The 19,394-nt window shown below is 29.3% G+C and carries 14 protein-coding genes, 1 tRNA gene and 2 riboswitches; of the genes, 10 read left to right on the top strand and 5 right to left on the bottom strand.

The features are described from left to right. Positions 1-58 precede the first annotated feature (58 nt). Positions 59-143: transfer RNA gene (locus I4V63_RS10050), tRNA-Tyr, on the top strand. A 138-nt stretch (positions 144-281) separates the two neighbouring features. Beyond that, positions 282-475: riboswitch (SAM riboswitch) on the top strand. Between the two features lie 88 nt (positions 476-563). Beyond that, the gene (gene metK, locus I4V63_RS10055) at positions 564-1,739 is read left to right on the top strand and encodes a methionine adenosyltransferase (protein ID WP_196001125.1); all 1,176 of its coding nucleotides are present in this window, start codon (positions 564-566) and stop codon (positions 1,737-1,739) included. 168 nt (positions 1,740-1,907) lie between these two features. On the opposite strand, the gene nagA is transcribed toward metK, so the two are convergent. Next, the gene (gene nagA, locus I4V63_RS10060) at positions 1,908-3,047 is read right to left on the bottom strand and encodes an N-acetylglucosamine-6-phosphate deacetylase (RefSeq protein ID WP_196001126.1); all 1,140 of its coding nucleotides are present in this window, start codon (positions 3,045-3,047) and stop codon (positions 1,908-1,910) included. A gap of 150 nt (positions 3,048-3,197) precedes the next feature. Here nagA and I4V63_RS10065 point away from each other — a divergent pair, with 150 nt between their 5' ends. From I4V63_RS10065 to prfB, 6 genes are all read left to right on the top strand, one after another. Further along, the gene (locus I4V63_RS10065; RefSeq protein ID WP_196001127.1) at positions 3,198-5,429 is read left to right on the top strand and encodes an ATP-dependent RecD-like DNA helicase; all 2,232 of its coding nucleotides are present in this window, start codon (positions 3,198-3,200) and stop codon (positions 5,427-5,429) included. Positions 5,430-5,447: 18 nt separating this feature from the next. Next, complete coding sequence (locus I4V63_RS10070) at positions 5,448-6,440, top strand: hypothetical protein (protein ID WP_196001128.1); 993 nt, start codon at positions 5,448-5,450, stop codon at positions 6,438-6,440. After that, positions 6,413-7,063: a ComF family protein gene (locus tag I4V63_RS10075; protein ID WP_196001129.1), complete on the top strand. Its 651-nt coding sequence runs from the start codon at positions 6,413-6,415 to the stop codon at positions 7,061-7,063. Before I4V63_RS10070 ends, I4V63_RS10075 begins: the two co-directional genes overlap by 28 nt. A 440-nt stretch (positions 7,064-7,503) precedes the next feature. Then, complete coding sequence (gene raiA, locus I4V63_RS10080) at positions 7,504-8,034, top strand: ribosome-associated translation inhibitor RaiA (protein ID WP_196001130.1); 531 nt, start codon at positions 7,504-7,506, stop codon at positions 8,032-8,034. Positions 8,035-8,290: 256 nt separating this feature from the next. Next, positions 8,291-10,804 carry a preprotein translocase subunit SecA gene (gene secA / locus I4V63_RS10085; protein WP_196001131.1) on the top strand — a complete coding sequence of 838 codons (2,514 nt, stop codon included), beginning with the start codon at positions 8,291-8,293 and terminating at the stop codon, positions 10,802-10,804. 177 nt (positions 10,805-10,981) lie between these two features. Further along, a protein-coding gene (gene prfB, locus I4V63_RS10090) for a peptide chain release factor 2 (RefSeq protein ID WP_196001132.1) occupies positions 10,982-12,083 on the top strand; the annotation gives its coding sequence in 2 pieces (ribosomal slippage) (positions 10,982-11,059 and positions 11,061-12,083; 1,101 coding nt in all). A 43-nt stretch (positions 12,084-12,126) separates the two neighbouring features. Here the strand turns inward: prfB and I4V63_RS10095 are convergent. Then, positions 12,127-13,638: a M28 family metallopeptidase gene (locus tag I4V63_RS10095; RefSeq protein WP_196001133.1), complete on the bottom strand. Its 1,512-nt coding sequence runs from the start codon at positions 13,636-13,638 to the stop codon at positions 12,127-12,129. A gap of 721 nt (positions 13,639-14,359) precedes the next feature. Here I4V63_RS10095 and I4V63_RS10100 point away from each other — a divergent pair. Both I4V63_RS10100 and I4V63_RS10105 read left to right on the top strand, forming a co-directional pair. Further along, the gene (locus I4V63_RS10100; protein WP_196001134.1) at positions 14,360-16,525 is read left to right on the top strand and encodes a Tex family protein; all 2,166 of its coding nucleotides are present in this window, start codon (positions 14,360-14,362) and stop codon (positions 16,523-16,525) included. A gap of 51 nt (positions 16,526-16,576) precedes the next feature. Beyond that, a riboswitch (FMN riboswitch) is annotated at positions 16,577-16,691 on the top strand. Between the two features lie 180 nt (positions 16,692-16,871). Further along, positions 16,872-17,456 (top strand): ECF transporter S component, encoded by a 585-nt coding sequence (locus tag I4V63_RS10105; RefSeq protein ID WP_196001135.1) that lies wholly within the window; start codon positions 16,872-16,874, stop codon positions 17,454-17,456. Between the two features lie 21 nt (positions 17,457-17,477). Here I4V63_RS10105 and rimI read toward each other — a convergent pair whose 3' ends face one another. The 3 genes from rimI to tsaE are packed head-to-tail and all read right to left on the bottom strand — an operon-like array spanning position 17,478 to position 19,082. Beyond that, positions 17,478-17,924, bottom strand: a complete 447-nt coding sequence (rimI, locus tag I4V63_RS10110; protein ID WP_196001136.1) for a ribosomal protein S18-alanine N-acetyltransferase — start codon at positions 17,922-17,924, stop codon at positions 17,478-17,480. Next, on the bottom strand, positions 17,908-18,624 hold the full coding sequence (gene tsaB / locus I4V63_RS10115) for a tRNA (adenosine(37)-N6)-threonylcarbamoyltransferase complex dimerization subunit type 1 TsaB (RefSeq protein WP_196001137.1): 717 nt from the start codon (positions 18,622-18,624) through the stop codon (positions 17,908-17,910). The genes rimI and tsaB overlap by 17 nt, the downstream gene beginning before the upstream one ends. Then, the gene (tsaE, locus tag I4V63_RS10120) at positions 18,621-19,082 is read right to left on the bottom strand and encodes a tRNA (adenosine(37)-N6)-threonylcarbamoyltransferase complex ATPase subunit type 1 TsaE (protein WP_196001138.1); all 462 of its coding nucleotides are present in this window, start codon (positions 19,080-19,082) and stop codon (positions 18,621-18,623) included. The genes tsaB and tsaE overlap by 4 nt, the downstream gene beginning before the upstream one ends. Between the last annotated feature and the right edge of the window lie 312 nt (positions 19,083-19,394).

Consider the following 19,394-nt stretch of genomic DNA (forward strand, 5'->3'; position numbering starts at 1 on the left):
AGCAGCTGACTTGTAATCAGCAGGTTGTTGGTTCGACTCCGACATGAAGCTCCAATATGGGGGAGTTCCCGAGAGGCCAAAGGGGGCAGACTGTAAATCTGTTACGTTTCGTTTCGATGGTTCGAATCCGTCCTCCCCCACCATATAAGCATGGTATAAACCATGCTTTTTTATTTTATAAAAAAATAAAAAATAATCATATTATTTTTTATGAATATATTAAATGTTGACATAGTATAATTATATTGATAAAATATTCTAGAAATAAAATTTGATATTAGTTCTTATCCAGAGAGGTGGAGGGATAAAGGCCCTGTGAAACCCGGCAACCTATTAACAGTTAGAAGTTAACAGTTAGAAGTTAAGATTAAAGAAAAACATTAAGATTTCATCTATAGCTAAAAACTAAAAAAACTATTAACTAGTTTAATGTGGTGCAAATTCCTGCAGAACAATTAAGTTTGCAAGATAAGAAAGACCTTAGATAATAATAGTCTCTTCTTTTTGCAAGAGGCTTTTTTTATTGCTTAGAATTAATATCAAAACGAGAGGAGCTAAGCAAAATGAGAAGATTATTTACTTCAGAATCAGTTACAGAAGGGCATCCAGATAAAATATGTGATCAAATTTCGGATGCGGTATTAGACAGTATATTAGTAAAAGACCCAACAGCTAGGGTTGCTTGCGAAACAGCAGTAACAACAGGAATGGTACTAGTAATGGGAGAAATATCAACATCTTGTTATGTAGATATTCCTAAGGTAGTTAGAAAAACAATTAGAGAAATTGGATATGATAGAGCTAAATATGGATTTGATTGTGATACTTGTTCAGTATTAACATCTATTGATGAGCAGTCTGGAGATATTGCAATGGGAGTTGATGAAGCTTTAGAATCTAGAATTGGAACAAAGGATGATGTTGAAGCAGTAGGGGCTGGAGACCAAGGAATGATGTTTGGTTATGCTACTAATGAAACACCAGAATTTATGCCTTCACCAATTGCAATGGCACATAGATTATCAAGAAGATTAACTGAAGTTAGAAAAAATGGAACTTTACCTTATTTAAGGCCAGATGGAAAAACTCAAGTAACAGTTGAATATGATGATAATAAAGTTGTAAGAATTGATGCAATAGTTATTTCGACTCAACATGATGATCATGTAAGTCAAGAACAAATAAGAGAAGATTTAATGGAACATGTAATTAAACATGTTATTCCATCAGAGTTATTAGATGAATCAACTAAATATTATATTAATCCTACTGGAAGATTTGTTGTTGGTGGACCACAAGGTGATAGTGGATTAACAGGAAGAAAGATTATAGTTGATACTTATGGAGGATATGGAAGACACGGTGGTGGTGCTTTCTCAGGAAAAGATCCAACAAAAGTTGATAGATCAGCAGCTTATGCAGCAAGATGGGTAGCTAAGAATTTGGTTGCAGCTGGTGTTGCAGATAAATTAGAAATTCAATTAGCTTATGCTATAGGTGTTGCAAAGCCGGTTTCTATAGAAGTTGAAACTTTTGGAACAGGTAAATTGAGTGAACAAGAAATAACAAGTATTGTAGAAAAAGTATTTGATTTAAGACCAGGAGCTATAATAAGAGACCTTGATTTAAGAAGACCTTTATACAGACAAACAGCAGCTTATGGTCACTTTGGTAGAAATGATTTAAATTTACCTTGGGAACAATTAAATAAAGTAGAAGAAATTAAAAAATACTTATAATAAAAAAGCGAAGACGTCAGTCTTCGCCTTTTTATTAAATTGAAAAGAAATTTACTCAGTTAGAAAATTAGTAGTTTATCCTGAAACTATTACAGAGTTTCTAAATAATATATTTTTTAATTTACCTAGGCTGAATTCATTAATAAACTAATAACTAATAACTCAAAACTAATGACTAGAATAAACTATTTTTCCCTTAACTATAGTCATTTTAATATCAATATTATCGTCGAATAAAACTAAATCAGCATCAAAATTTTCTTTGATTTGTCCTTTCTTATCATCTATTCTACAATATTTAGCTCCGTTAAAAGAAGCCATTTTAACTATTTCATATAAAGGATAATCAGTATTTTCGTATATATTTTTGATTGCCTTATTTAAAGTTAAAATTGACCCTGCTAATGCACCGTTTTCAAGTCTTGCTGATCCATCTTTAACTACAACTGGTTGTCCGCCTAAAGAATAGTTTCCATCTGGCATTCCACAAGCGCACATTGCATCTGTAACTAGTAAAGTTTTGTCAGTTCCTTTTTGTTTATAAGCTATTCTTAATGATGGATACGATATATGGATACCATCAGAAATTGTTTCAGTAGTGATATCAGTATCAAAAGTTGCCCCTACAACACCTGGTTCTCTATGAGTAAAACCTGTCATGGCATTAAATAAATGAGTTGAATGACAGAATCCACATTTGATACCTTCGAGTGCTTCTTCGTAAGTGGCTTTAGTATGGCCTATAGAGCAACGAATACCATTTTCAGTTAATATACTGGCAAGTTCCTTAGCGCCATCGACTTCTGGAGCCATTGTAATTGATACAACAGAATCTATTGCATCTCCCGTCATAGCCTCAAAATTTTCAAAAGTTGGTTTAATTAAATAGTTAGGATTTTGAGCTCCTATAGCATTAGGGCTAATGAAGGGCCCTTCTAAGTGTGCACCTAATACTTGAGCACCATCTGTACCTTCAAGTTTAGCTTTTTTTATTGCAGTCATAGATTTTAATATGTCTTCTGATGACATTGTCATTGTAGTTGGTGTAAATGAAGTTGTACCATATTTACAGATAGTTTTAGAAATTTCATTTATTGATTCAAATGTGCCATCCATAGTATCATATCCTCCAGCACCGTGGATATGAACATCTATAAAACCAGGCGCTACATACAAACCTTTACAATCAATAACTGAATCATAAGAAGTAGTACTTGGATTTATTTCCTTGATTATAGCGTTTTCAATTAATATAGAACCTTCCTCAATTCTATCTAGAAAAATAATATTACAGTTTTTTAATAACATAATAAATAACCTCCCTGTGATGTTTAAGCTTTTTACCATAAGCAAATAATTTATAAGTGAATAAGAAGAGTATAAATTAACAATCAAAATTTCACTTATGATATAATTATATAATATTAATAAGTAAAATAAAATGTTTGGAGCGATAATATGGATATATTAGATGGCTTAGTTGAAGCGGTAATTTTTAGAAGTGAAGATAGTGGATATGTAGTAGCTAAAATTACAGCGAACAAAGAGGTTGTTACAATTGTTGGAATAATGCCGTTATTAAAGGAAGGGCAACAAATAGAGGTTAAGGGAAATTGGATTACACATAAGCAATTTGGAAGACAATTTAATGTAGAAGAATATAAAGAGCTTCTTCCAACATCAGTTAAAGAAATTGAAAAATATTTAAGCACAGGCATAATACATGGAATAGGACCAGTAACAGCAAAGAAAATAGTAAAGGCCTTTGGAGAAGAAACTTTAAATATATTAGATAATAATATTGAAAGACTCAAAGAAGTTGAAGGTATTGGTGATAAGAAATATAACATTATTTATGATTCGTATTTGGAAAGTAAAGAACTTAAAGATATAATTATGTTTTTTCAAAAACATGGAGTAACAATAAATCAATGCTTAAAAATATATAAAAAATTTGGAACAGATTCTCAAGATATTGTATCTAAAAATCCATATATTTTAAGTGATGAAATTTCAGGAATTGGTTTTTTAACTTCAGATAGAATTGCAAAAAGTCTAGGAATTGAGCCAGTATCAGATTTTAGAATTCAAAGTGGAATAAGACATGTTTTAAATAATTTTTCAGGTTTAGGAAATACATATATGCCTAAAGATAAGCTTATAAAAGAGTGTCAAAAGGTCTTGGTTGTAGATAAAGAGTTAATAGAAGCAAATATATATAATAGCGTATTAGAGGGTAAAATAAAAGTAGAAAAAATTAATGATGTAGAAGCTGTGTATGCTTTGCCATATTATTTTTGTGAATTAGGAGTAACTAATAAAATTATTACTTTAAGTATTGAAAATTTTCAAACTATAAATTCTGATATTTCTTTTGAGATATCTAGTTTTGAAAAGAAAAATAATATAGAATTTGCAGGTTCTCAAAAAGAAGCTATATTAGGGGCTTTTGAAAATGGTATAGAAATAATTACTGGTGGGCCAGGTACTGGTAAGACTACTATAATTAAATGTATAATAGAGATATATGAAAATAATGGAATGAAGGTTCTTTTAGCAGCGCCAACAGGAAGAGCAGCTAAAAGAATGACAGAATCAACAGGAAGAGAAGCAAAAACCATACATAGATTATTAGAAATGGGCGTAAGTGACGATGAAAATTCTTTTTTTGGAAAAGGTGAAGGAGAGCCGCTAGAAGGCGATGTAATAATTATAGATGAAGCATCTATGATTGACATAATGCTTATGAATAGTTTACTTAAGGCCATTAAACTTGGAACAAGAGTTATTATAGTTGGAGATGTTGATCAGCTTCCATCAGTAGGTCCAGGAAATGTTTTAAGGGATTTAATAAACAGTGAATTTATTAAAGTTGTAAGGCTTAAGGAAATATTTAGGCAAGGCAAGGAAAGTATGATTATAACCAATGCACATAGAATAAATAATGGTGAGTTGCCATACCTAAACAAAAAGGGCGGGGATTTCTTTTTTGATAATAGAGAAAGTAATGAGGAAATTTTAGCTACTATTTTAGATTTAGTAAATAGAAGATTGCCTCTTTTTAATCCTAAGTGGGATAAAACGAGGGATATTCAGGTTCTTTCTCCTACTAGGAAAGGAATATTAGGAGTAGATAACTTAAACAATGAGCTTCAAGCTATATTAAATCCACCTAGTAAAAATAAAAAAGAGAGAAATCTTAAGGATATAATTTTTAGAGAAGGCGATAAGGTAATGCAAACTAAAAATAATTATTCTTTAAAATGGAATAGAACAGGTGGATATGGCGATAATGAAGGTGTAGGGGTATTTAATGGTGATATGGGGTTTATTGAATCTATTAGTGAAGAAAGTAGAACTGTTACTGTTGTATTTGATGATGAAAGAAGAATTGTATACGATAATATATATGTAGAAGAGTTAGAGTTAGCTTATGCAATTACTATCCATAAGAGTCAAGGTAGTGAATTTAAAGTTGTAATCACACCTTCATTTATGGGTTCAGCTTTTTTAATGAACAGAAATATTTTATATACAGGTATAACTAGAGCAAAAGAATTAGTTGTAGTTGTGGGGAATCAAAAATCACTAAAATACATGGTAGATAATACAAATAGTATGGAGAGATATTCATCATTAAAAGAAAGAATTGTAGATATTGTATCTGATGATAAAATAAAAGAAGAATAGATAATGGAGTCTGATACTATGAATTATAAGGAATTGAGTAATGTTTTTAAAAAAATAAATAAATGGTATAGTAAAAAAACAAAGGTGTTATCAATAAAGACGAGGCCTTTTAATACAGTTGAAATTTTTTCAAATATATTAAATAAAGTTGTGTGTAATGATAGTAATATACTATATGTATTTTGCAGCCAAAAAGAAAAATGTGCATATGAAAAACAAAGAGAGTTATATGGTTATATCAGTGATACCATAGAAACAGAAAAGATTGAAAATAAGATCAAATGTATTTTTATAGATGAAATTAATGAAATAGATAGTTTATATGATTTAGTTGTATTTGATGATATAAGTTTATTTTCAAAAGCTAGTAATCAATATATAAGGGAAGCTATAGAAGATATATATTGGAATTGTAATAAAATAATAGTGTATGCAGCAGAGTATATTTTCCCTATTGGGGAAAAGTTTGAAATTAATTATATGCAATCAGAAGGACCTATGATAGAGCCGAGGTTAATGAATACTAGGATAAAATTAGATCAGGATATTCCACTTTCTTTATTTGAATATTTTAAGTGGTTTAGAGAAAATAAGAGAATTGTTTTAATTATGGTTCCTTCCGAAGATAAATTAAATAAAGTTTATAATCATTATTATAGTACTTTAAAAGAATTAAATATAAGAGTAGTTCGGTATAGTAAAAATCAAAATTTCAGTTTTGTTAAAGAAATAATAGATGGTTATAGTGATACTTTATTTATAGTAACAAATAATTGTGGACAGTATATAAGAAATATTCCAGATGTAAATATAATAATGCTATTTGCAGATGATATGTTTTATTCTTATAAGAAGATATTATATATGTGTGCAGCAATTAATGTTAAAAGTGATATTCAATCAGAAGCAATTATGGTATCTAGGGAATTTTCTGAAGAAATGGATAAGGCTAAAAATATAGCGAGATTATTTAATAAGAATTTATGGGAAAGACAATATTTAAAATATTAAAAATAATATATAAGCAATTATTAGATATAGTTTATCCGATGGAAGAAAAATGTATCATTTGCGAAATAGAAGGATTTATAGGAATATGTGATTGTTGTAAAACTGAAATTAAGAGATGTTATATGGAAGACAAAAAAAGTATTTCGTATGGATTTTATGGGGGAGTATTAAAAAAGTTAATTTTAGAGTTAAAATATAATAAGAATTTTACCGCAGCAGAGATATTATCAAATTTAATTTTAGAGATAATAAATAATCAAAATATTAAGGCTGATGTAATCTGTTATGTTCCTATGACTAAAAAAGCAATTAAAAAAAGAGGATTTAATCAATGTGAAGTTATATCAAAGAGTATTAGTTACACAACAGGAATTCCAATTAGTAATTGCATAATAAAATCAAAGAATACAAAGGAACAAAAGACTTTGAGTAAAGATGAAAGAAAGAGTAATATTCAAGGTGCCTTTAATATAAAAAGAAATTACGACATAAAAAATAAGCATGTAATATTGATAGATGATGTTATTACTACTGGAGCTACATTAGATGAATGTAAAAAAATTTTATTAAAATATGGAGCAAATGAAATTACAGTATTGACAATTGCTAAAAGCAATATATAATAGTAATATAAAGTTAGGTCTGTGGATGAAAGTCGATGCCAGTCGCAGGCGAAACGATCCACGTAAGTTAGGCAAAGTTTTAATGAGCATGGTGCGGTATAGAAGTAAGTCCTGCCAGTAGAGATACTGAGAGTGTTAGTAGTGAGAGGTTAATTCCGGGTAGCAAAAGCTCCAGCAGGCGAGTGTGGGGGCAAAATCCAGGTCAGCTAACTTTATAAAAAAACATCAATTCATATGAATTGATGTTTTTTTATTTTATTAAATTTTAAGAAAAATAAAGGAAAAGAGAGTTATGTAGAGTTAACAAGTTTAAATTTTCTGTAAATTCAGATAATAATACTTGTGGAATAAATTTGAAAATGATAATATATAAATATACTAAATATAAATATTGAAATCTTAATAATTATAATTAGAACTTAAAGAGAGGGGTTGACCTTATGAGAGTAACAGTAATAGGAAAGAACATTAACGTAACACCTGCATTGAAAGAAATAGTAGAAAAGAAGATTTCAAAGTTAGACAGATACTTTGAACCAGAAGTAACTGCTAGAGCTACATTAACAGTTCAAAAGAATAGGCAAATTTTTGAGGTAACAATACCTTTTAATGGAGTAATTTTAAGATGTGAAGAATCTACAGATGACATGTATAAATCTATAGATTTAGTGGAAAGTAAGCTTGAAAGACAAATTAGAAAGCAAAGAACGAAATTACAAAGAAGAAATAATGAATCTTTAAGATTTAGTAACTTTGATGAGGTTGCATCTGAAGAAGATGATAATGAAGGGGAAATAGTAAAAGTTAAGAGATTTAATATAAAGCCAATGAGTACTGAAGAGGCTATATTACAAATGGAGCTTGTTGAACATAATTTCTTTGTATTTAAAGATTGTGATACAGAAAATATTAATGTTATATATAAGAGAAAAGATGGAAACTATGGTTTATTAGAGCCTGATTATGTTTAAGATATAATATATAATAAATAAGGAGAGCTATATTAAGGCTCTCCTTATTTATTATATAAATGCTAAATTTAAGTGAAAGTTTTAAGCTACATACATTTATGTTGAATTATAAAGAGTATAAATGGTATAATTTATTAAGTAAAATATTAGAAGGGTAATTTTATATAAATTTAATAATTATATAAAAAAATTTTAAATCCATTACTTAATTTTATATTCATTTTTTATGAATATTAATATTGAAAGGAAATACATTATGGGATTTTTAGAAAAAGTTTTTGGAACATATAGTGAGAGAGAAGTTAAGAAACTTCAATCAATTGCAGATAAAATAGAGTCTTTAGATGAGGCAATGCAAAAGCTGTCTGATGAAGAGTTGCAAGCTAAAACTGTTGAGTTTAAAGAGAGAATACAAAAAGGTGAATCTTTAGATAGTTTATTACCAGAAGCATTTGCTGTTTGTAGAGAAGCATCAAGTAGAGTGCTTGGAATGAAGCATTTTAGAGTGCAATTACTTGGAGGTATGGTTTTACATCAAGGAAGAATTGCTGAAATGAAGACTGGGGAAGGTAAAACATTAGTTGCAACTTTACCAGCATATTTAAACGGCTTAACTGGTAAGGGTGTTCATGTTATAACAGTAAATGATTATTTAGCAAAAACTCAAATGGAAGAAATGGGAGTGCTTTATAATTTCTTAGGATTAACAACTGGATGTATAATTCACGGAATTACACCAGAGCAAAGAAGAGCTGCTTATGCATGTGATATTACTTATGGAACAAATAATGAATTCGGATTTGATTACTTAAGAGATAATATGGTAATACATATGGAAGACAGAGTTCAAAGAGAACTTAACTTCTGTATAGTGGATGAAGTTGACTCTATTTTAATAGATGAGGCTAGAACTCCTCTTATCATTTCAGGAATGGGAGATAAGTCTACTAAGTTCTATAATGTTGCTGATAATTTTGTTAAAACATTAGTAAATGAGAAGGATTTTAATGTTGATGAAAAAGCTAATGCTGTTTTATTAACTGATGATGGTATAGTTAAAGCAGAAAAATATTTTGGAATAGAAAACTATGCTGATTCTCAAAACCTAGAATTACAACATTATGTTACTCAGGCTTTAAAGGCTAACTATACTATGAAGGCCGATAAAGACTATATGGTAAAAGATAATGAAGTAGTAATAATAGATGAATTTACAGGAAGACTTATGGAAGGTAGAAGATATTCAGATGGTCTTCATCAAGCAATTGAAGCTAAAGAAAATGTTAAAATTCAAAGAGAGTCAAAGACTTTAGCAACAATTACATTCCAAAACTATTTCAGAATGTATGCTAAATTATCAGGAATGACTGGTACTGCATTAACTGAAGAAAATGAATTTAGGGAAATATATAATCTTGATGTTATAGTAATACCAACTAATAAACCAGTTCAAAGAATTGACCAATCAGATATGGTTTATAAAAATCAATCTGGTAAGTATAAAGCTATAGTTGAAGAAATAGTAAAATCACATGAAAAGGGTCAACCGGTGCTTGTTGGTACAGCAAGTGTGGATAGATCTGAATATATTTCTTCTTTATTAAAGAAGAGAGGAATCAAGCATCAAGTGCTTAATGCTAAATATCATGCTCAAGAAGCTGAAATAATTTCTCATGCAGGGGAATTAGGAATGGTTACTATAGCTACTAATATGGCTGGTAGAGGTACTGATATTAAGCTTGGTGAGGGCGTTATAGAAGCAGGTGGATTAAAGGTTCTTGGTACTGAAAGACATGAATCAAGAAGAATAGATAATCAGCTTAGAGGTAGATCAGGACGTCAAGGTGATCCAGGTGAATCTATATTCTTCATTTCATTAGAAGATGATTTAATGAGAATATTTGGTTCAGAAAAGATTCAAGGAATTATTGATAAGTTAGGTCTTGAAGAAACTGAAGCTATAGAAAGTAAAATGGTTACTAAGGCTATAGAAAATGCTCAAAAGAAAGTTGAAGGAAATAACTTTGACATAAGAAAGAACCTTCTTGGATATGATGATGTTATGAATCTTCAAAGAGAAGTTATTTATAGACAAAGAACGGAAGTTTTAGAAGGTAAAAACTTAAAAGAGCAAATAGAAGGAATGATTGAAGAAGTTATATCTGATGCTGTTAATTCACATTTAAGTGGAGAGGTTCAAGATATAGAAGCTGAAATCAAAACATTAGTTCAATATTTAGAAGAAATTTGTTTACCACATGGTGTTGTAACTGTAGAAGAATTGGGAGATTTATCTAATGAACAAATGAAAGATAAGTTAACCGAATTAGTTATGAATATCTATAAGGGGAAAGAACTTGAATTTGGTGAAGAACAATTAAGAGAAATTGAAAGAGTAGTTCTTTTAAGAGTTGTTGATCAAAAATGGATGGCTCATATAGATAACATGGATCATTTAAAACAAGGAATGGGATTAAGAGCATATAAGCAACAAGATCCAATTCAAGCATACCAAATGGAAGGTAGTGCAATGTTTGAAGAAATGATTGAGGGAATTAAGCTTGAAACAGTTAAATTCTTATTCCATGTAAGAGTTGAAAGACCTGTTGAAAGAGAAAAGGTTGCAGAAGAAACTTCAGCAAGTCATGGAGAAGATGATAAGAGCTTAAAGAAAGAGCCTGTAAGAAATGATAATAAGGTTGGAAGAAACGATTTATGCCCTTGTGGTAGTGGAAAAAAATATAAGAATTGTTGCGGAAGAGAAGCATAATAGAAAAAGTGCCTAAAGGGCACTTTTTTCATCAGTTAGTGGTTACTAGTTAAGGATAAAACTCAATAAGGAGTTTCTTTAATATATATTTTTATAAATTCGGCCTAGGTTGAATTTATTCAATAGACTACTAACTCATAACTAAAAACTCATAACTAATTCAAAGGGGTGATTTTTGTGTTAATAAAGTTAGAACAGGAACTGTCAAAGGTTAGTGGCTTAAAAGAAACATTAAAAGAAATGGGGGCTTCACTTTGACAAGGAAAGTCTAGAAAAAAGATTCCAAGAACTTGAACTTCAAATGCAAGAAAAAGGTTTTTGGGATGATGTTAAGAGGGCAGAAGAGGTTACTAAGGAGAGTAAAGGAATTAAGGATAGAATAGATAGGTATGAAAGCTTAGTAAGCAGATTAGATGATGTTGAAATATTAGCGGAGCTAGCAGAGGATGATGAAGAAACGATTAATGAAGTTATTTATGAAATCAGAGATATCGAAAAGCTAGTTGAAGAATATAAAATAGAGCTTCTATTATCTGGGGAATATGATAAAAATGATGCTATATTAAATTTACATGCAGGTGTTGGTGGAAGTGATGCTAATGATTGGACGCTTATGCTTCTTAGAATGTATACAAGATGGTGTGAGAAAAAAGGCTATAAAGTTGAAACTTTAGATTTACTTGAAGGTGATGAAGCTGGAATAAAGAGCGCAACATTGAGAGTAAAAGGTGAATTTGCATATGGATATCTTAAGGCTGAAAAAGGAGTTCATAGACTAGTAAGAATTTCACCGTTTAATGCAAATGGTAAAAGGCAAACATCATTTGCATCAATTGAAGTATTGCCTGAGCTTACAAAAGATCAAGATATAGATATAAGACAAGAAGATTTAAAAGTAGATACATTTAGAGCTAGTGGAGCGGGTGGGCAACATGTCAATAAGACGGAATCTGCAATTAGAATTACTCATATTCCTACTGGTATCGTAGTTCAATGTCAAAATGAAAGAAGTCAATTTTCAAATAGGGATACAGCAATGTCTATGCTTAAATCTAAGCTTATAGAGCTTAAAGAAAGAGCACATAAAGAAAAAATAGAAGATTTAACAGGTGAACTTAAAGATATGGGATGGGGAAGTCAAATAAGATCATATGTATTCCATCCATATAATATGGTTAAAGATCATAGGACTAATGAAGAAACTGCGAATGTTAATGCAGTTATGAATGGAGAAATTGATCAATTTATTACTACTTATTTAAAAAGTATATCAAGATAATAAAAATAACAGCTAATAAAATTAGCTGTTATTTTTATTATCTTCATTTTGAGTTGAATTTTATTAAGGTAATAAATATTATTGAAAAACCAAATATCAATGCAATAATTAATGCGTTGGTATAGCCTTTAATATAAAATACGGTAGCAGTTATCACTGCAATTAAGCCTATTACTGTAAAAAGCATTGAGCTGCTTTTATCAAGTAAAAACCTATTCTTAGAAAAGATACCCCATATAATTAATAATATCAAAACTATAGATATAAAAATAATGGAATTTTGACTATAAATAAATCTTGTTAAGCTGCTGTAACAAGAGGATTTTAGTTCAGTTTCAACTATTTTATAAACTGTATCTATAGAATTTGTATCTATATAATCTATAGTATCGTCGGGGGTGTGAATTCGTGTTTTATCACTATGACAGAAGCTTAAAGCATCAATATTTAAGTTATTAAAGCTTGCATGATCACTTGAATCTTCATATAGAACTTCATAATCTACTGAATTATTTTTACATATAGATTTTATAGATTCAAGCAATTCAGAATCTGTATTTTTAAATTTACTTCCTTGCATCAAGCTTATAGGATAATCGGCACTACCAATCATATCAAAATTTATTACTTTTGAGTCTTGAATATTAAATAAATTTTCTTCAGCAAAGGCTTTAGAACCTAAAAGACCAAATTCTTCTGCATTTAAGGCAACAAAGATAATATCTCTCTCAGGTCTTCCATAGGTTGAAAGACTTCTACTCAATTCTAATATAAATGAAGTGCCAGAAGCATTGTCTAAGGCACCAGAGTAACTAGTTCCTAATCCATCCTTACCAAGATGGTCATAATGAGCTGTAACTATAAATGGTGAAAGGGAGGAATTAGAACCTTTAATTACACCAATAACATTAGAGATTGTTTTTTCTTCTTCTTCAAATGGAATATGAACTGAAATTTCTTTTCCTTCATTTAAGCTAGCAGTTATCTTATCAAAAGCATTTTGTGAAACCATAATGACAGCATCTTTTGCAAAATCACTGAAAAATGAGCTTCTAAATGAAAAATTATTATCTTTTGGAACATATAATAAAAATGTTCCGTCATTACATGTTATATCAAGATAAGATAAATAAGAGTTTATTTTATCAGACTTTGAAAATGAAAAAGTATTGTTTTTAAAGTTAATCATATCCTCTTTAAAGTCAATACCATATTGCAGTTCTTCTTCAGTATCTCCATTAGATTCAATTTTCAAGTATGGAGAAGTATTTGTAATTACAGGACAAACGGTATTAAAATCTTGAGTATAATTACCATCGTCATTTAATGTTTTTAATCCATAATCAATAAATCTATTTTTTATTATTTCTGCAGCAACTGTATTTTCAGTGCTACCAGCTAGTCTACCTCCTAACGTATCTGATGATAAGACATATATATTATTACGAACATTAGTTGAGTCAAATTGCGAATATGTATTATTAAGATAGAGTGTAGTTAAGAGAAAAAAAGATATTATTGATAAAAACAAAAAGTATAAAATTTTTTTCTTCATAAAAAGATACCTCACAAATATTACTATACTTAATAATATTATTAGAGATTTTACATTATAACTGAAATTTCAAAATTAACTGAGATTCCAAATTTTAATTTGGCAAATCGAAGTTACTCATCCAATGTAAGGAGGAACAGTTTTTTGACATTACAAACATTTATATCAGTAATTTATTATAATTTAATACAAATTAATAGATAGTTATTTTATGGGGAAATATCTATAAAGAATTTATATTTAATTTAAGCTTTATTTTGAATAAGTTCAAATAAACATTGGAATAAAGAAAACAAAATACATATATATACAAATATGTTGATCTGATCTTTTAATACGTAAAAAACACCACCTATTATAACTGAAACTAGTATAACACCACTAATAAATTTTAAAAAATTGGATTTGCCAGTTAATAGTTGTGTTGTAGCAGTGAATAATATAATTATTAGAGTTAAAAAAATAAATACATTTCGTAGATTTGTTGAAAAGTCAATTACATAAAATTGATTTAATGCTAAAAGTGTAATAAAAACTATAAGACAGATGTTTAAAAAGCCGTACAAAAATTTATTCAAAATAAATTCACCTCGCATGAAAATGGTAATATTTTACAAATTAAATTATACTATTCTATTAACATAATAGCAATAGTGTAAAATTATGTTATACTAATTAATAGAGTTATTTGTGTAAATAATATAATTTATAGGAGGCACTTATGGTAAATATAGAAGAAAGATTAGTTAGAGAATTAGGAATAACTTTAAAACAAGTTGAAAATGTAATTAAATTATTAGATGAAGGAAATACAGTTCCTTTTATCTCTAGATATAGAAAAGAACAAACTGGTGGATTAAGTGATGATGTATTAAGAAAATTCTTCGAAAGATTGACATATTTGAGAAATTTAAAAGAAAGAAAAGAAGATGTTTTAAGATTAATAGATGAACAAGGGAAACTTAATGATGATATAGTTAATGCTTTAGAAAAAGCGGATACATTAACAGAAGTTGAAGATATTTATAGACCGTATAAGCAAAAAAAGAGAACTAGAGCAACAATAGCACTAGAAAAGGGATTAAAGCCATTAGCGGATTTAATTTTAGAAGGCAATTTTAATGGAAATATAAATGAAGAAGCAAGTAAATATATAGATGAAGAAAAGAAGGTTCTTACAGCAGAAGAAGCTATAAGTGGAGCATTAGATATAGTTGCAGAAGTAATTTCAGATGAAGCTGCTTTTAGAAAGTGGATAAGAGAGCTTGTAATGAGAGAAGGAAAAATTGAGTCAAAAGGTTCAAGTGAAGAACCAACACCTTTTGAAATGTACTATGAATATAGTGAAGATGTAAGCAAGATTCCTGCTCATCGAATATTGGCTATAAATAGAGGTGAAAAAGAAAAGGTTCTATCTGTTAAGATAGTAGCAAATGAAGAAAAAATAATAACTTATCTTCAAAATAGACTAATAAAAAATAATGAAGTAACTGATAAGTATTTAAAATTAGCAATAAAAGATTCATTTAAGAGATTGATTTATCCATCAATAGAAAGAGAAATTAGAAGTGAATTAACTGATAAAGGTGAAGAGGGAGCTATATTAATATTTAAGGAAAATTTAAAGTCATTACTTATGCAAGCACCTATTAAGGGAAAAGTAGTTATGGGGTATGACCCAGGATTTAGAACAGGTTGTAAGGTTGCAGTATTAGATCCAACAGGGAAGTTTTTAGAAAAGGCTACTGTGTATCCAACCGTTCCTAAGAAGGACATAGAAGGAACTAAAAAGCTATTAAAGGAACTTATATATAAGCATAATGTTGATGTTATTTCTTTAGGAAATGGTACGGCATCAAGAGAATCAGAAGAAGTAATATCTGAAATGTTAACTGAAATTAAGAATGAAAGTGGAAAAGAGTTAGCTTATGTTATTGTTTCAGAAGCAGGAGCATCAGTTTATTCAGCATCTGAGCTTGCAGCTAAGGAATATCCAGATTTAGATGTAACTATAAGAGGAGCTATTTCTATAGGAAGAAGACTTCAAGATCCTATGGCAGAACTTGTTAAAATTGATCCAAAGGCTATTGGGGTTGGTCAATATCAACATGATGTTACACCTAAGAGATTAGATGAGTCATTAACAGGTGTAGTTGAAGATAGTGTTAATAAGGTAGGCGTTGATTTAAATACTGCAACACCATCTCTTTTAACTTATATTGCAGGAATTAATGCTTCTATAGCTAATAATATAGTTGCATATAGAGATGAAACTGGTGGATTTAAAACGAGAAAAGAATTGTTAAAGGTAAAGAGATTAGGTCAAAAAGCATATGAACAATGTGCAGGATTCTTAAGAGTTATGGAAAGTAAAAATCCGTTAGACAATACAGCAGTTCATCCGGAATCATATGAAGCTGCTGAAAAGTTAATAAATATTTTAGGTTATTCTAAAGCTGATTTAAAGAATAAAAATTTAAGTGATATTGAAGATAGAGTAAAGGAAAAAGGTCTAAAAAATTTAGAAATAGAACTAGAAATTGGTGAATTAACATTAAAAGACATAATTAAAGAATTACAAAAGCCAGGTAGAGATCCAAGAGAAGATATGCCAAAACCAATTTTAAAAACTGGAGTTATAGATTTAAAAGATCTTAAACCGGGAATGGAGCTTATGGGTACAGTAAGAAATGTATCAGACTTTGGAGCTTTTGTTGATATCGGGGTTCACCAAGATGGATTAGTTCATAAGAGTCAAATGGCTAATAGATTTGTTAAGCATCCACTTGATATAGTTAAGGTTGGAGATGTAATCAAAGTTAAGATTATGGAAGTTGATGAGAAGAGAAAGAGAATTTCATTAACTATGAAGGATTTAAGCCGATAATATTATTGCAAAATGAAAAAATTAGTAATATAATAAAAACAAATAAATAATAAATATCTTCAGGGCAGGGTGCAAGTCCCTACCGGCGGTATAGCCCGCGAGCAATTTTTGCAGATTCGGTGTAACTCCGAAGCCGACAGTAAAGTCTGGATGAAAGAAGGTAAATAGTGATTTGAGTAATAACAATTTTTTTTGTTATATTTAATTATTGTTTTGTTTTTAATGCCCTGGTGTAATTTTACATCAGGGCTTTTTGAATTAAATAATTAAATATTGGACAAACTGAAATAACAATTATTTGAATAAGCTATTGCCCCGAAGGATATCTTTTGGGAGGAGAAAATATATGAATTCATCAAAAAATTTAAACAAAATGGTTAAAATTTCTTTATTATCTGCAATTGCTGTAGTATTAATGTATTTCGATTTTCCAATAATACCTGCATTTCCATGGCTTAAAATCGATTTGAGTGAAGTACCTGCATTAATGGGTGGATTTGCTTATGGACCAGTAGCTGGTGGAGTGATAGTTATATTAAAGGTATTTTTAAGATTTTTGATAAAAGGAACAGAAACAGGCTTTGTAGGAGAAGTAGCCAATATTATAATTGGCCTTGCATTAGTTATTCCAGCAGCTTGGTTATATACTAGGAAGAGAAGTAAAAAGAGTGCCATAGTAGGAATGGTTATAGGTGCCTTAGTTATGCAAGTTTTAGGAATAGTTGCAAATGTATTTTTCTTATTACCTGCATATGGTATGAATTTAGAAGGGGCTGCTTTAATAAATTATATATTATTAGGATTACTACCTTTTAATGGGTTAAAGGCGTTAATAGTATGTATAGCAACATATTTATTGTATAAAAGAGTATCTCGTGCGATCTTTAAAGTTGATAGTAAATTTGAAAGTAATAAAAAAGAAATTGCATAAAATAAAAAGAGGGTAGCATTGCTATCCTCTTTTCCACATTATAAGGGCATCTTCACCATTATCGGAATAATAGCCTTTTCTTAAACCTTCTTCTTTAAACCCAAATTTCTTATAAAGGTTTTGAGCAGGGACATTTGAAGATCTAACTTCTAAAGTAATATCATTACAATCAAAAGTTTTGCACACCTCAAATAATTTTATTAACAAATTTGATGCAATGCCTTGTTTCCTATATTTTGAGCTTACGGCAATATTTGTAATGTCGCCTTCGCCAGCAATTATCCATACACCGACAAATCCAATTACGTCACCTGTGGATGAATCTTGTGCAATTACATATTTTGCTAGTGAATTATTTAATTCATTATTAATAGAATCTAAAGTCCATGGAGTAGCAAAGCATTCTTTACTTAACTCATATACACCATTTATATGAGTTTCATTCATAAGACTATAATCTATTTTCATTTTTCATAGCCAGCCTTTGCTCAAGTTCTCTTTCTGCTTGAGGTTTCTTAATATAAAGTGGAGCAGAATTCATATCGTCAATATCTCCAACTTTAATTTTTTCCATTCCAAGCTCACCTAAAGATGAAGCCCTTATGATACTTAAATGATTTGGAGCAAATTCGCAATTGTTAATATTATTGCTTAAGAATTCCTTGTGTTTAAATACTCCATCGCCAGTAAATATAACTTTTTCACCTTTTTCATTTAATATATTAGCAAGTTCACTTAAGTCTAAAGCTGTACAGTCTAATATTTTTGTTAGCTTTCCTTCTATATTCTTATAAAGTCCAGTATAAACATTATCCCTTAACGCATCCATTACTGGACAAATTATACCATCAAAAGTTAATAAAGAATTAGCTAATGCATCTAAACTGGAAATAGAAACGTATGGTTTATTAGATCCCATACTTAAACCTTTAATAGTAGCCATTCCAATTCTAAGTCCTGTAAATGAACCAGGTCCCTTAGAAACAACAAATCCATCGACTTCATTTATATCAACTTCACAGTCTTTTAATAACATTTCTATTTTTTCCATTAATATAATAGAATGTTCTCTTTTGAAGTTTAATGTATATTCACCTAAGATATACTCATCCTTAAGTAAAGCTACAGTAGTCACTAAAGATGAAGAATCTATACTTAAAACTATCATATTTTTAGCTCCTTTATATAATCATATCTTTCTCCATATGGAGTTATAGTAATTGTTCTATAATCTTCGCCCTTTTCTAAATCCTTTTCTATATAAATATGTAGAAAATCTTTTGGAAGTATTTCCTCAATATAATTAGCCCATTCAATAATTGAAACGGCATCTGAAAAAATGTAATCATCAAATCCAATTGCATATATTTCATCAGGATCTGAAACTCTATAAACATCAAAATGATTCAACTTTAAACGACCAGAATCATATTCATTTACAATTGTAAATGTTGGGCTTGTTATGTAATCAGTTATTTCTAAGCCTTTCGCAATTCCTTTTGTTATATGGGTCTTACCAGTACCTAAATCCCCCGTTAAACAAACTATATCACCGGCTTTTAATATTTTACCAAGTGATATACCAAGGTTTGTAGTCTCTTCAACACTATTAACAGAAAAAACCATGTTAAAATCCTCCCTTTTGATTAGTTAGGAGTTAGTAGTGATTAGTTAGGAGTTAAATTAATCTTTTATATATAATTAATAAACTAAATTAGCAACTTTAACATTAATTTTTATCTCTAAACTTTTAACTATTAACTCTTAATAGTATTTGCTATTTTATATTTTATCCAAAAAGTACGAAAAAGAAAAGAATTATAGAAAAATAGTAGAAAAAATATTGATTTTATTAATAACATAATGTATAATAACTTTGTACTAAGGGGTATCGTATATCGGTAGTACAGTAGTCTCCAAAACTATTAGGCTAGGTTC

This window comes from Clostridium sp. 1001271B_151109_B4, assembly GCF_015670405.1.
GTDB lineage: Bacteria > Bacillota > Clostridia > Clostridiales > Clostridiaceae > Clostridium.